Genomic DNA, 13,964 nt, shown 5'->3' with positions numbered 1-13,964 from the left:
ATCAACCTCCAAACCGCATGGTTGCCGCCAGTTTCAGCGTTATGCCCGGCTCATAGACCGCGACTGTCGTGCTGCCGTTCAGCGGGTTGGCGTATTTGACGTCGAACAGATTGTCGGCGCGGAAATCGACCTTCAGATTGTCGGTCGCCTGATAGCTGGCGAAGGCATTGACCAACGTATAGTCCTCGGCCACAGCATTGCCCTTTGGTTTGCCATTGTACTGAACCTCGCCACCGACGGTCAGCTTGTCCTCGAGGAAGCGCAGCCCGAGCTGGGCGGTGACTTGCGAAGAGGGGATGGTGGCGAGATCGGCTTCCACACCCTTGTAGGAAATGGTGTGGCCATTGGTGATCGAAGCCGAAAGCCCGGCATAGCCCCATCCGGCGTCGTAGACGCCTTCCAGCTCAAAGCCGTCGATCTTGGCCTGGGCGAAATTCTGATACTGGAAGCAGATCGGAATGCCGGGTCCGAACGGGCAGCCGCTGCCCGGAGCGAACGGCGACAGGGTCACACCATCGATATAATCGTCGACATTGTTGTGGAAGTAGGCCGCCTTGACGCGAAGCGCGTCGCCGGGTTCGAAGATGTCGTTCTGCCTGTAGTTGATGCCGAATTCCGTCGTCTTGCCGGTCTCGGGCCGCAGATTGGGATTGGGCAGGAACGGGAAGGTGACGCCCGCCGGGTGGTTGCCGCTGATCAGCGTTTCCGTCAGCGACGGCGACCGATAGCCTTCGGCGTAGGTGCCGTAGAATTGCAGACCCGCAAGGCCGGCGCTCTCGAACGGCGAGACGCCGACGGTGATGCGCGGCGACAGCCGGTCGCCCGAGGTCTCGCGGGTGCTGTCCTTCAGGCTGTAATTGTCGTAGCGCAGCCCAGCGATGACCTCGAGCCAGTCCCAGGTGAGCTTGTCCTGGACATAGGCGCCGGAGACGTTGCGCTTGCCCGAAGGCGTGTAAAAACTGTCGCCGCCGGCCGTGCCGCCCGTCTTCACATCGTCGCCGACCCAGTCGCCGCCATAGGTCAATTCGTGGGCGATCCCGCCTGTTTCGAAGCGCGACGTGTTCCAGATGTCGATACCCGTGGTGCCGACGTCGAAAGTCGATTGCGACCCCGCCGGCAGGACAGTGGGAAGACCCGTTATGGGATCAAACCGCTTTTGCGGGACAAGGCTGGTCAGGTCGAGATTGGTCTTGTTGTACGAGGTGTTGATGTGGAGATCGAGCCAGCTCTTGTCCTCATCCGTGATGTTGTAACGGGCGGTGAAGGTGTTCGACTTCAGGTCGACGTCGTTGACCGGCATGCCGCCGCTGGTTTCGTCCCAGCCGTCGCTTGAGCCGACCCAGCCCAGCTTCAACTCGCTGTTCTCGGTCGGCCGTATGCTGGTCTTGAGCAGACCGCTCAGCACGTCGAAGCCGGTGCCGTTGACGGTGTCGCCGCCGCCATCCTTGTAGTTGTCGTAGTTGCGGTAGACGATGTTGCCGAGCGCGTCCCAGTTCTCGTTGAAACGGTAGGCGCCGGTGGCGCTGGTGGTCCAGCCCTTGCCGTTGCTCTCATAGCGTCCGGTCACCGAAGCGCCCCATGTTTCCTCCGGCTTGAGGAAGTCGGCGGCGTCCTTGGTGTCGAAGAAGACGACGCCGCCGATGGCGCCCGAACCATAGGTGTTGGCGACCGGACCGCGGATCACATCGACGGATTTGACGAGCTCGGGGTCGATATAGAAGGTCGACTGGGTGCCATGGTCTGAACGCTGGAAATCCTGGCGTGCGCCATCGACGATAACCGCGACGCGGCCGAAATCCTGCAGGCCGCGTATGTTGATGCTGGTGCTGACGCGCCTGGCGTCAGCCTGTGTCGCGACACCGGGCACACCCAGCAGCATCTCGTTCGGCGTCGTCGCCATGCGGTGGGCGAGTTGCTCTTGGTCGACATGGCTGGCCGAGGCCAGTGATTCGATCGCCGTTTCGCCGGTGCGGCTGATGACCAGAATCTTGTCGAGCAGCGTCGCGCCCGCGGTGGCGGCTTTTTCCTGGTCAGCCTTCTTCGATTGATCTGTCTGCTCGCCCGCCGGCTGCGTTGCCTGTTGGGCATGCGCCGATGGCGCGGACAGGGCGATCGCCGCCACGCTCGCCAACAAAGCCGCCACACCGTTCGCCGCCGACCGGCCGCGCAATTCCCAGTTCAAAAACCCCATGCCCCAACTCCAGATTCCAGGTTTCTTGCTGGCTGGCCTCGGGCTCGCTGGCATTTTTCATCGTGTCCGGTGTCTTAAATGTTGACTCGTTTACTCCGGTATTGCACTGACTAGTAAACATGATTATTCAAGTCAAGAAATGAATCGGCAATTTCGCAACGCCTAGCCAGATGCCCCGGCACAGGAAAGGGATCGACCCAGATGAACACGCACAATCCCAACGATTTTCGTTATCGCGTCCGCCGTTCCGACGATGCCTCCACCCGCTTCGATCGGATCCCGCTGGCGGTGCGAACGCTCTCCAGCAACACGCTGTTCCAGGGCGAGCACGAGATCGGCATCGAGCATCATGGCGCGCTCTACCGGCTGAAGATCACCCGGCAGGGCAAGCTCATTCTCAACAAGTAAGGCAAGGCAGTAGGGACGAGACATGGACCAGCGCGTAAAACCCGCCCCGCATGAAATCCGGCGGGCACGGACAGAAAATCCGAAGACGCGCGAGCGTGACCTGGCCGCCCAGCTCGGCATTTCGGAAGCCGAGTTGGTCGCCGCGCATTGCGGCGACGGCGTCGTTCGGATCGAACCGCGCGTCAACGATCTCTTGACCGGTCTCGAGGCGGTCGGCGAGGTGATGGCGCTGACCCGCAACGAAAGCGCCGTGCACGAAAAGATCGGCGTCTATGACAAGGTCGTCACGGGCAACCACAATGCCATGGTGCTTGGCGAGAATATCGACCTGCGCATCTTCCCAAAGGTCTGGGCGCATGGCTTTGCCGTGGAGAAGCGCGACGGCGACGAGATCCGCCGTAGCCTGCAGTTCTTCGACGCGACGGGCAAGGCGGTGCACAAGGTGCATCTGCGTCCGGCCTCCAGTCTCTATGCCTACCAGAAGCTGGTCGCTTCGCTGGAATCGTCCAACCAGGAACCGACGGTCGATATTTCAGGGTCGATCTCCGACGATCGGAGCGAGGCCGGGGCAACCGCCGTCAGCCCTGACGATCTGCGCGACCGCTGGAGCCGGCTGACCGACGTGCACCAGTTCTTCGGTATGCTGAAGACGCTGAAGCTCAGCCGCCGTCAGGCTGTGCGCATGGTCGGAACGGACTATGCCTGGCTGCTCGACAATGATGCGGTCGGCGCCATGTTCCACCATGCCGCCGAAGGCGAGATGCCGATCATGTGCTTCGTCGGCAACCGCGGCTGCATCCAGATCCATTCCGGACCGGTCAGGTCGATCAAGCCGATGGGACCGTGGATCAACGTTCTGGACGAGACCTTCCACCTGCATCTACGCACCGACCACATCCAAGAAGTCTGGGCGGTGCGCAAGCCGACCAAGGATGGTCATGTCACCTCGCTCGAGGTCTATGCCGCCGACGGCGAGATGATCATCCAGTTCTTCGGCAAGCGCCATGAAGGCGAGAGCGAGCGCGACGATTGGCGGTTCCTGGCCGAGAACCTGCCGCGTATTCCAAGCCCGACGGCAGCGTGAGGAACAGTGTGATGCGGTTTTTCCCGACCCTGCCGGCCATGCGCCGATCGATGTTTGCCCCGATCGTCGGCCTTTCCCTTGCCGCGCTGCAGCCGGCCGGCGCCGCCGAGGGCGTCTCGGTCTTCTCGGATCCGTCGAAGATCGCCGCCATAGGCGGTTCGATCACGGAAATCGTCTACGCGCTTGGCGAGGAGAAGCGCCTGGTGGCGCGCGATTCCACCAGCAATTATCCGAAAGCGGCGCTTGCCTTGCCCGATGTCGGTTATATGCGCGCGCTGTCGCCGGAAGGCGTGCTGTCGGTCAATCCGACCGGCATCCTGACGCTGCACGGAAGCGGCCCCAAGGAAGCCGTCGATGTGCTGAAGAAAACCAGCATCCCCTTCATCGAAGTGCCCGAGCATTATAGCCACGACGGCATCCTCGAGAAGGTCCGCATCGTCGGTAAGGCGCTTGGCGTCGATGCCAAGGCCGAGGTGCTGGCCAAGGAGCTCGATGCCAAGCTGACATCAGCCGAAAAGCAGACAGCCTCGATCAAGGAGCGCAAGCGCATCCTGTTCGTGCTGTCGCTGCAGGGCGGCAAGATCCTGGCGGCCGGCAGCGAAACCGCGGCCGACGGCATGGTCAAGCTGGCAGGCGGGGTCAACGCCGTCGATGGCTTCTCCGGCTACAAGCAGATGTCCGACGAGGCAATCATTACCGCCAGGCCTGACGTGATCCTGATGATGAGCAATGCCGGGCCGCCGGTGTCGGACGACGAATTGTTCGGCACCCCGTCGATCGCCTCGACGCCGGCCGGAACCGCGCGCAAGCTGATCCGCATCGATGGCGGCTATCTGCTCGGCTTCGGGCCACGCACGGCCGACGCCATTCACGACCTCGCCGTCTCGCTCTATGGCGCTGAAGTCACGGACTGAGCGGGCAGATCATGGTCGATCAATCGATCGCCGGCCCGGTGAAGGTCATGGCGAATGCATCCGAAGGTGACCGCTCCGGCCGCGCCCGCATCGTCATCCTGTTGCTGTGCCTCGGGCTCGCGGCCGCCATGCTTTTGTCGCTCACGTCAGGGGCATCGGATGCTTCGGCCGTCAGCGTCCTCAAGGGCTCGCTTCTTGGGGGCATCCCGAGCGATGCGGCGCTGAGTGCGCGCGACAGTCTGATCATTTACGACATCCGTTTGCCGCGCATCGTTCTCGGCATGCTGGTCGGCGCGGCGCTCGCGGTCTCGGGCGCCGTCATGCAGGGGCTGTTCCGCAATCCGCTGGCCGATCCCGGCCTGATCGGCGTTTCTGCCGGCTCCAGCCTCGGCGCGGTGGCCATCATCGTGCTCGGCACCACGGTGCTGGCGCCCGTGATGGCCTTGCTCGGCACGCCTGCGCTGCCGTTGGCGGCCTTCTTCGGGGGCCTTGCCTCGACACTGGTGCTTTATCAGGTCGCGACGCGACGTGGCCAAACCTCGGTCGCCACCATGCTGCTTGCCGGCATCGCCCTGGCAGCCTTTGCCATGGCGTTGACCGGCATCCTCATCTTCATGGCGGACGATCGCCAGCTGCGCGACCTGACGTTCTGGTCACTCGGATCGCTTGGCGGCGCGACATGGGCGAAGATCGGTTCCGTCGGACCGATCATCATACTGGCGCTGGCGGCGATGCCTTTCCTGGCGCGCGGCCTCAACGCGCTGGCGCTGGGCGAGGCGACCGCCGGCCATCTCGGCATTCCGGTACAGCGGCTGAAATACACGGCGATCATCGGTGTCTCGGCGGCGATCGGCGCCTCCGTCGCCGTCAGCGGCGGCATCGGCTTCGTCGGCATCGTCGTGCCGCATCTGCTGCGCCTGCTGATCGGTCCGGACAATCGCTATCTCTTGCCGGCTTCGGCGCTGCTTGGCGCCTCGCTGCTGCTGTTGGCCGATGCCGTCGCGCGCACCGTCGTGTCGCCGGCCGAATTGCCGATCGGCATCGTCACCGCGATCGCGGGCGCGCCGTTCTTCCTGTGGATCCTGCTGCGCAAGCGCGGCGTGGTCGATCTCTGAGACCTATGAGGCGTTGATGATCGAGGCAAGGGATGTTTCCGTCGATATCGCCGGCAAGCGCATCGTCGGCGGTGTCGATTTCGACGCCCGGCCCGGCGAAGTCGCGGCCATCGTCGGTCCTAACGGTTCGGGCAAGACGACCTTCCTGAAGGCTTTGTCGGGCGAGTTCGCCTACACCGGGCGCATCGCGCTCAACGGCCATAACCTTTCGTCGATGAGGCCGGCCGAGATGGCGGTGCATCGCGCGGTGCTGCCGCAGGCGACGACGCTGTCCTTCCCGTTCACAGTGCGCGAGGTGGTCAAGCTCGGCCTTGTCGGCGGGCGCTCGGGCGCCTTGCCGGGCGAGGATGCGCGGCTGCCGGAGCGGGCGCTGGCGCGTGTCGACCTCGACGGTTTTGCAGGACGTTTCTATCAGGAGCTTTCGGGCGGCGAGCAGCAGCGCGTCCAGCTTGCGCGCGTGCTGTGCCAGGTCTGGGCGCCGGTGCTCGACGGCAAGCCGCGCTACCTGTTCCTCGACGAGCCGGTTTCCAGCCTCGACATCAAGCACCAGCTGATCATCATGAATATCGCCCGGGATTTCGCCAAAAGGGGCGGGGGTGTGGTCGCCATCCTGCACGACCTCAATCTGACTTCCATGTATGCCGACCGGATTTTCGTCATGCATCGCGGCCGGCTCGCGGCCACCGGTTCGCCACAGGACGTGCTGAGCGATGATCTGATCGAAAAAGTGTTTGATTGCCGGCTCAGGGTCGGCGTGCTGCCGGCCGGCAACATGCCGTTCGTGTTGCCGCAATCGTCGGTCTATTGAGGCCGGCCTGCGAATGGCAGGTTTCCTGCGCTTCCGGTACTCACGTACCCGAAAGTACGCTCCGTTCCGGTTCTCGGAACCCGCCATTCTCGACTCGGCCTGACCTGAATCTCAACAGACCTACCCAGACGCGAGGAGACTTGCTCACGCGGCCGGGGCGCGGCGCTCCAGCATGTCGATGCCGAGCAGGTTGCGCACATTCGGCCTTGCCGCCACCATATCGGCGATCGTGTAGCGGGCGAGCACGGCGAAGAAGGCGTTGAGGGCCTCGCGCAGCGCCGAATTCAGCGCGCAGCTGTCGACCAGCGGGCATTCGGCGGCATCGTTTTCGAAGCATTCGGCCATGGCGAAGCTTTCCTCCGTCACGCGCACGACGTCGAAGAGACTGATCGCCTCGGCGGCGCGGCCAAGCCGGACGCCGCCATTCCTGCCGCGCACCGTCTCGACCAGTCCGTTCTCGACCAGCGGCTGCAGGATCTTGAACAGGAACAGTTCCGACACCGAATAGGCGGTCGCGATTTCGGGAATACGGCTCAACCGGTCATTGTTGGCGGCACAGTACATCAGGATGCGCATGGCATAATTGGTCTGGCGTGTAAGCCGCATTTTATCCTCACTAGGCGCCGGCGCGGTCCAACCACGCTGGATTCCCGAACTTTGCCTCGCGGCTCTGATCCCGGAGTTTCGGGTTCGCCGCGCTGGCCTTGACCCGAATATGGCCTATACCTTGGAACAATTCCAGACTAGCCGGGCATCATAGATGAATATTCTCGTCAACTTTATGTGCGCGGCCCGGCAAAACACGGGGAAAACCGGCCACTACGGGCATTCCGGCTGACGAAACCTTAGATAGGCCCGAGATCAACCAGAGGTCGACCTGAGATCGACGAGGAGCAAGTTCATCCATGTCACAATCGGCTCCGTCCCTGGCGCCTGTCCGTTTCGATGCCGACGCGGCCGTCAAGCTCTCGGCGTTGCGACGCACCAAATTCATCGCCACGGCGGCGCTGGGGCTTTGCGTGCTGGTGTTCGCCTTGGCCAAGTCGTTCGAGAACTCCCATCCATGGCTGGGGTTCGTCTCCGCTTTCGCCGAGGCGGCGACCATTGGCGGCCTTGCCGACTGGTACGCGGTGGTGGCGCTGTTCAGGCGGCCGCTCGGGCTGCCAATCCCGCACACCGCCATCATCCCGGAAAACCAGAACCGCATCGCCGACAATCTCGGCCGCTTCATCGAGGCCAATTTCCTGGCGCCGGAGCCGGTGCGGGAAAAACTCGCCGAGGTCGATTTTGCGGTGCTCGTCGCCGATTGGCTGACCGATGCCGAACGCGCCGCCGGCCTGTCGCGCTTCGTCGTGCGGCTGGTGCCGCAGACACTTGCCGCGGTCGAGCAGTCCGGCCTGCGCGGCTTCGTCACCAGCCGCATGCTCGAGCAGATCGAAAAGGTGCCGCTGGCGCCGCTGGCCGCCGAGCTGTTGTCAGCACTTACCGACGACCGCCGCCACCAGAAGCTGTTCGACGAATTCATCAAGGTGGTCGGCCGCTTCCTCAACGACGAACAGGCGCTGGCGACGATGCGAGAAAAAATCCGCGAGGAGCTGCCGTCGCTGTTCAATCTGTTCCGCGCCGACGCCTATCTCCTGAAGAAGATCGTCGCCTCGGCAGGCTCCTTGCTTGACGAGGTGCGCGCCGATCCCGACCACCCGATGCGCGCCGAGTTCGACCGTTTCGCGCAAGGCTTCGTCGAGCGGCTGCGGACGTCCAAGCAATACGCAAAGCGCGCCGAGAAGATGAAGCATGATTTCCTCGCCCGACCCGAAGTCAGGGCGCTGGCTGGCGACATGTGGGAGAGCCTCAGCCTGTTCATCGAGCAGGACGCCAAGGCGCCGAATTCGGTGATCCGGGCGCATCTCGCCAACATGTTCGTCGAGGTCGGCCGCCATCTCGCCGGCGATGCGCAGATCCGGGCCGACATGAACCAGGGGTTCGTCGTGGCGCTGGCCGCCTTCGTCGAAAGCCAGAAGAGCGGCGTGTCGAAATTCATCGCCGACCAGGTCAAGCGCTGGGACCTGGCGCAACTGACGCGGCTGATCGAGATGAACATCGGTCGGGACCTGCAATATATCCGCTTCAACGGCATGATCATCGGCGGGCTGGCGGGTATCGTGCTCTATACGATCGAGCTGCTGCTCCCGGTCAATTGATGCGCATCGATCGTCAGGCCTGTGTTCGAAATGGACAGGCGGCAGCCGAGTGCTATGCTCCAGGCGAGGGCATCCGCATTTGCGGCAAAGGGGAGAAGACAGCATGGCCAGGCAACCGGAATCCGATTCCTTCATGGACATGTTCGGCAGGTTCGGCCGCGACCTGAAGGTGCCAAATGTCGATGTCGAGGCGATCCTTGCCCATCACCGCAAGAACCTCGAAGCCTTGGAGAAATCGGCGCGAGCCGGCGCCGCCGGCGCGACCTCGCTGTTGTCGAGGCAGCGCGAAATGCTGCAGGACACGCTGCGTGAAATTGCCGACATGGCGCAGAGCTACCGGGCGCCGGGCAACCCTCAGGAACTGATGGCCAAGCAGACCGAATTCGCCAGGAAATCGTTCGAGGCCGCGCTTAAGAATACCGGTGAAGTGGCTGAACTGGCTCGCAAATCCGGAACCGAATCGATCGAAATCCTGCGCGCGCGCATCAAGGAGGCGATGGAGGAAATCCGCGCCGGCTACGGGCAGAAATAGGCTTCCGCGGCTCGTCGTTTCGTCTTCGGCGGGACATGCCGGTTTGCAATTTGGCAACCTTGCGCATAGTTGCATCCCCGCCACGCCGCAGTAGCCCGGCGCCTCTGGAAGGTGCGAAAATCCGAATTCGGCCTGCCGTTGCATGGCAAGGCGTAGCGCGATTCAGCCGGAATTCGGCGGAACGGATTCGCAAGGGGTGAATTGACAGGGGCCATCCGTTCGTGGTCCGGAGGCACGGCAAGCGATCGGGAAAGCAGGAATGAACGAAGTACGGCCTAAAACGCCGCCGACCTACGAGCAGTTGAGAACGATGTCCGGGCAGGAGCTCGGCGTCTCGGAATGGACCACGGTCGATCAGGACCGTATCAACCAATTCGCCGAGTGCACCGGCGATCATCAATGGATCCATGTCGACCCTGAGCGCGCGCGGCGGCAAAGTCCGTTCCGCACCACGATCGCGCATGGCTATCTGACATTGTCGATCATCGGCGCGTTGGCGCTCGGCATGGGCATCGTGCCGGAAAACACCCAGGCCGCCTTCAACTATGGCTTCGACAAGGTGCGTTTCCTGGCGCCGGTCAAGGCCGGCGCGCGCATCAGATTGCGCACGGTTCTGCTTTCCATGGAGGACAGGGGGCCCGGCCAATATCTGATGAAGGCAGCCAATACCGTCGAAATCGAAGGCGAGGAAAAGCCGGCGCTGACGGCCGAAACGCTGGTCATGCTCTATGAGCGCCGCAAACGGGCGGGGGCCTGAGCGTTCGCCCAAGCCCCTGCAATGTCAGGCATTTCGCATTGAATGCCCCAATCGCGCATGTTTGACCGCGTTGCGGAATGACAACAGCGCGAGCAGCAATGCAACCAGCGCTAGGCCCGTTGCCGTCTCAAAGGTGACCTGCATGCCCCGGGCGGCTGCGGCGGAGCTCAGAACGTCCTGTCCTGTTCCTTGGCCGGCGCCGGCCGATGCAACCGCGAAGATGGCGCCCATCAGGGATGCGCCGGTGACGAGGCCGAGATTGCGCGACAAATTGAGCAGGCCTGAAATGACGCCGCGTTCGCCGGCGCCGACACCGCTCATGACGGCCGCATTGTTGGAAGTCTGGAACAGGGCGTAGCCGAAGCAGGTGACAGTGATGGGAACGACATAGCTGGCAATGCCGAGTTTCGTCATGGCGAGCGAGAGCAGAAATGTGCCCGTGGCGAGGCCGGTGAGCCCGGCGACCATCATCCGGTGGGCTCCAAAGCGATCGGAGAGCCGCCCGGCCAGCAACGCCGACAGGGCCGAGACAAGCGGCCCGGTCGAAAGCACCAGGCCGACCATCGCGGCATCGAGCCCTAGTCCGCGCGACAGATAGAACGGCGCGACCACCAGGGTCGCCATCATCACCGTGGCGACGATGAGGCTCATGACCAGACTGGCGCTGAGCCGCGGGTCCCGGAAACTGGCGAGTTGGACCAGCGGGTTCCTTACCCGCTTCTGGGCGACGGCGAATAGACCGATGCCGAGAGCGGTAGCGGCCAGCAGGCCGATGTTGAGCGCACCGAAATGGCCCCGGCCAAGCGTCATGGCCAAGGCATAGGCGGCCAGCGTCAGGGCCAGCAGGACAGTGCCCATCGCGTCGAACTTGCCTTGGGCGGCCTGAGATGTGTTGTTGCGAGCGGGCAGGGCGCGCCAGGCGAGGGCGAAGGTCAGCAGGCCCAGCGGCACATTGACCAGGAAGATCGCCCGCCAGCCGAGGCCGGCGATCAGCAGGCCGCCGAGCGAGGGGCCGAGCGTCGTGCCGATCGCCGACATGGCGCCGAGCAGGCCCATGGCGCTGCCGGTCCGCTCCTTGCTCACCGTCTCCGCGACAAAGGCCAGCGTCAGCGCCATCATCAGTGCGGCGCCCAGCCCCTGCACGGCGCGCGCGGCAATCAGCAGCCACAGCGTCGGCGCCAGGCCGCAGAGCACCGATGCCGATGTGAACAGCGCGATGCCGCCAAGCAGCAGCGGCCGGCGCCCGAACATGTCGGCCAGCCGCCCGGCGCTGACGATCAACGTGGTGATGACGAGGAGATAGGCCAGAACCACCCATTGCACGGCTTGGAACGACGCGCCGAACGTCTGCATCAGCGAAGGCAGCCCGACGCTGGCAATGCTGGTTCCGAGCGACGACAGCAGCGTGGCGAGCGACAGGCTTGCCAGCGCCCAGCCGACCGATTGATTCTCTAGCGGGGCTGATATGCCGTCCCGATTTTGCGCGGCGACTGCCATGGCGATCTCCTTTCCGTTCGCTCCGGAGCTGGAGCCGATGGAGATCTAGTCTTTCGGCTGATATGGCGGAAGGTGCAGTATTTGCATCATATCAGTGCATGAGACGCCACATCATGCTACGATCCGCGGATGACAACACCCGATCTCAATCTGCTCTTTGCTCTCGACGTGCTGCTGGCCGAAGGCAGCGTGGCCCGCGCCGCGCGCCGTCTGCGGCTCAGCCCCTCGGCGATGAGCCGAACGCTGGCGCGGCTGCGCGAGGCGACGGGCGATCCTTTGCTGGTGCGGGCCGGCCGCGGCCTGGTGGCGACGCCGCGCGCGGAGGAATTGCGCCGCCAGGTCGGTACTGTCGTCCAGGACGCGGAGGCGCTCCTGCGCCCCGCCGAATTGCTTGATCTCTCAACCCTGGACAGGGTCTTCACGCTGCGCACCAACGAAGGCTTCGTCGAGGAGTTCGGGCCTTGCCTCGTCGCCCGCATCGGGGCCGAAGCGCCAGAGGTGCGGCTGCGTTTCGCGCCGAAGTCCGACAAGGATGTGATGTCGCTACGCGACGCGGCGATCGACCTGGAAATCGGCGTTGCCGGCGAAACCGGGCCCGAAGTGCGCATCCAGGCACTGTTTCGCGACCGCTTCATCGGCGCTGTTCGAGCCGGCCATCCCCTGAGCAAGGGCACGGTGACGCCCGAGCGATACGCCGCTGGCCGGCACATCAGCGTTTCGCGGCGCGGCCGCGAGAAAGGGCCGATCGACGAGGCTTTGGGTGGGCTTGGCTTGCGGCGGATGGTGGTGTGCATGGTCTCGGGTTTCTCAGCCGCGCTCGCCATGGCGCGCGCCTCGGAGCTGATCGCAAGCGTACCCGAGCGGCACACGGCCGGCGCGCGCGCCGGCATGTACAGTTTTCGGCTGCCGGTCACGACGGTGGAAGTCACCATTTCGATGCTCTGGCATCCGCGCCTCGATGCCGACCCGGCGCAACGCTGGTTGCGCGAATGCGTGCGGGAGGTCTGTGCAAGTCGGTGAGATCAGCGCGCCATCGCCGCCTCGAGCACCTTGAAAATCCGCTGGTCTTCGCACTGGGCGACATTGAAGCGCAGGAAATGGCTGGCCGTCCGGGACAGGCTGAACGCATTGCCGGGCGCCAGCACTACGTTGTCTCTAAGCGCCCGGCGTGCGACTTCGGCCGCGTCAACACCGTCGGGCAGGCCGCACCACAGGAACAGACCGGCCGGCTGGTCGATCCAGGGCGTGATGCCGATCGCCCTCAGCCGGGCGACGGTCTCGGCCATGGCGTGCGCGAGCCTGGCGCGCAGCAGATCCATATGCTTGCGGTAACTGCCGTCCTTCAGCAGCGTCAGCACCAGTTCGGCGGCCAGCCGTCCGCCGCCGAAGGTCGTGGCGATCTTGAGGTCGGTCAGGCCCTCGATCCAGTCTCGGGGCGCGGCGATGAAGCCGCAGCGCACCGACGCCGACAGCGTCTTGGAGAAGCTGCCGATCTGGACGACGCGGTTGAGACCATCGAAAGCCGCCAGCCTCGGGGCAGGGGTGTGCTCGAAATCGGCGAAGATGTCGTCCTCGACGATGGTCAGGTCCGACTGGTCGGCGAGCTTCAGCAAACGATGCGCAATGACAGGCGACAGGATCGCGCCGGTCGGGTTGTGGATGGCGGAGTTGGTGATGTAGAGGCGCGGCCGGTGCTCGGCGAGCGCCTGCGCGAACAGCTCGATATCGGGCCCCGACGGCGTGTAGGGAACGCCGATCACCTTGGCGCGATGGGCGCGCAGCAAAGCGTGGAAGTTGAAATAGCAGGGATCGTCGACGAGCACCGTGTCGCCGGGTTCGATCAGGAACCGGCACAGAAGATCGATGGCCTGCGTACCCGATTCCGTCAGCATGATCTGTTCAGGCGAAACTTCGATGCCATGACCGGCCATGCGCCGCGCCAAGAGTTGCCGCAGCGGCGGCAGCCCAAGCGGCGTGCCGTAGTCGGCCAGCGCGACATCGTCGGCGCGCGCTGCCGTGCGCAGTGCGCGCCGCAGCGCGGCCTGCGGCATCCAGGAGGCCGGCAGCCAGCCGCAGCCGGGTTTCAGCACCTCGTCGCCGGCGTCCAGCGACTGGCGCGAGACCCAGAGCGGATCGACGGCACGGTCGAGCCGGGGACCGATCTCGGCCAGCGACAGCGGTGCCAGCGAGCCGGCGGCATAGAAGCCCGAGCCCGGCCGGGAGCGGATCGCGCCTTCGGCGGCGAGCCGTTCATAGGCTTCGACCACGGTGGATTTGGACACTTGCATGGATTGGGCGAAGGCTCGGATCGACGGCAGCCGGGCTCCCGGTGTCAGGCTGCGCGCGGCGATCCGCTGGCGGATCGTCGCCATGACGCTTTCGACCAGAGTAGGGGCGCTTAGGGTTCGCGCGACATCGGTTTCCAAGGTGAGGTCGGTCATCTGTATTGCTCGATAT

At 64.2% G+C, this 13,964-nt stretch carries 13 protein-coding genes; 9 read left to right on the top strand and 4 right to left on the bottom strand.

The genetic code is table 11. From position 1 onward, the window contains the following. Position 1: 1 nt before the first annotated feature. Positions 2–2,191, bottom strand: coding sequence for a TonB-dependent hemoglobin/transferrin/lactoferrin family receptor (locus tag MAFF_RS05800; protein WP_080511795.1), 2,190 nt, complete (start codon positions 2,189–2,191; stop codon positions 2–4). A gap of 201 nt (positions 2,192–2,392) precedes the next feature. On the opposite strand from MAFF_RS05800, the gene hemP reads away from it, so the two are divergent. The 5 genes from hemP to MAFF_RS05775 are packed head-to-tail and all read left to right on the top strand — an operon-like array spanning position 2,393 to position 6,520. Further along, positions 2,393–2,599, top strand: coding sequence for a hemin uptake protein HemP (hemP, locus tag MAFF_RS05795; protein ID WP_010909946.1), 207 nt, complete (start codon positions 2,393–2,395; stop codon positions 2,597–2,599). A gap of 22 nt (positions 2,600–2,621) precedes the next feature. Then, on the top strand, positions 2,622–3,683 hold the full coding sequence (locus tag MAFF_RS05790; protein WP_010909945.1) for a hemin-degrading factor: 1,062 nt from the start codon (positions 2,622–2,624) through the stop codon (positions 3,681–3,683). Between the two features lie 11 nt (positions 3,684–3,694). Further along, positions 3,695–4,597: a heme/hemin ABC transporter substrate-binding protein gene (locus MAFF_RS05785; RefSeq protein WP_044547855.1), complete on the top strand. Its 903-nt coding sequence runs from the start codon at positions 3,695–3,697 to the stop codon at positions 4,595–4,597. 11 nt (positions 4,598–4,608) lie between these two features. Beyond that, the gene (locus MAFF_RS05780) at positions 4,609–5,712 is read left to right on the top strand and encodes a FecCD family ABC transporter permease (RefSeq protein WP_010909943.1); all 1,104 of its coding nucleotides are present in this window, start codon (positions 4,609–4,611) and stop codon (positions 5,710–5,712) included. A 16-nt stretch (positions 5,713–5,728) separates the two neighbouring features. Further along, positions 5,729–6,520 (top strand): heme ABC transporter ATP-binding protein, encoded by a 792-nt coding sequence (locus MAFF_RS05775; RefSeq protein WP_010909942.1) that lies wholly within the window; start codon positions 5,729–5,731, stop codon positions 6,518–6,520. Between the two features lie 144 nt (positions 6,521–6,664). On the opposite strand, the gene rirA is transcribed toward MAFF_RS05775, so the two are convergent. Then, entirely contained in the window at positions 6,665–7,126 is a 462-nt protein-coding gene (gene rirA, locus MAFF_RS05770; protein ID WP_010909941.1) for an iron-responsive transcriptional regulator RirA, read from the bottom strand. Between the two features lie 299 nt (positions 7,127–7,425). On the opposite strand from rirA, the gene MAFF_RS05765 reads away from it, so the two are divergent. The 3 genes from MAFF_RS05765 (at position 7,426) to MAFF_RS05755 (ending at position 10,010) form a co-directional block, all read left to right on the top strand. Then, positions 7,426–8,721: a DUF445 domain-containing protein gene (locus tag MAFF_RS05765; protein WP_010909940.1), complete on the top strand. Its 1,296-nt coding sequence runs from the start codon at positions 7,426–7,428 to the stop codon at positions 8,719–8,721. A gap of 103 nt (positions 8,722–8,824) precedes the next feature. Further along, positions 8,825–9,253 (top strand): phasin family protein, encoded by a 429-nt coding sequence (locus tag MAFF_RS05760; RefSeq protein WP_044547850.1) that lies wholly within the window; start codon positions 8,825–8,827, stop codon positions 9,251–9,253. Between the two features lie 259 nt (positions 9,254–9,512). After that, positions 9,513–10,010: a MaoC family dehydratase gene (locus tag MAFF_RS05755; RefSeq protein WP_010909938.1), complete on the top strand. Its 498-nt coding sequence runs from the start codon at positions 9,513–9,515 to the stop codon at positions 10,008–10,010. Between the two features lie 24 nt (positions 10,011–10,034). Here the strand turns inward: MAFF_RS05755 and MAFF_RS05750 are convergent, their stop codons facing one another. Further along, a complete protein-coding gene (locus MAFF_RS05750) occupies positions 10,035–11,507 on the bottom strand; it encodes an MFS transporter (protein ID WP_010909937.1) in 1,473 nt (490 codons plus the stop codon). 129 nt (positions 11,508–11,636) lie between these two features. Between MAFF_RS05750 and MAFF_RS05745 the strand changes: the two genes are divergently transcribed. After that, entirely contained in the window at positions 11,637–12,527 is an 891-nt protein-coding gene (locus tag MAFF_RS05745) for a LysR family transcriptional regulator (protein ID WP_010909936.1), read from the top strand. Between the two features lie 2 nt (positions 12,528–12,529). On the opposite strand, the gene MAFF_RS05740 is transcribed toward MAFF_RS05745, so the two are convergent. Next, positions 12,530–13,948, bottom strand: a complete 1,419-nt coding sequence (locus tag MAFF_RS05740) for a PLP-dependent aminotransferase family protein (protein ID WP_010909935.1) — start codon at positions 13,946–13,948, stop codon at positions 12,530–12,532. Between the last annotated feature and the right edge of the window lie 16 nt (positions 13,949–13,964).

Source organism: Mesorhizobium japonicum MAFF 303099 (assembly GCF_000009625.1).
In the GTDB taxonomy this organism is placed as follows: Bacteria; Pseudomonadota; Alphaproteobacteria; order Rhizobiales; family Rhizobiaceae; genus Mesorhizobium; species Mesorhizobium japonicum.
Note: the sequence above shows the minus strand (reverse complement) of the source record. Positions and strands in the feature narration are given on the sequence as shown.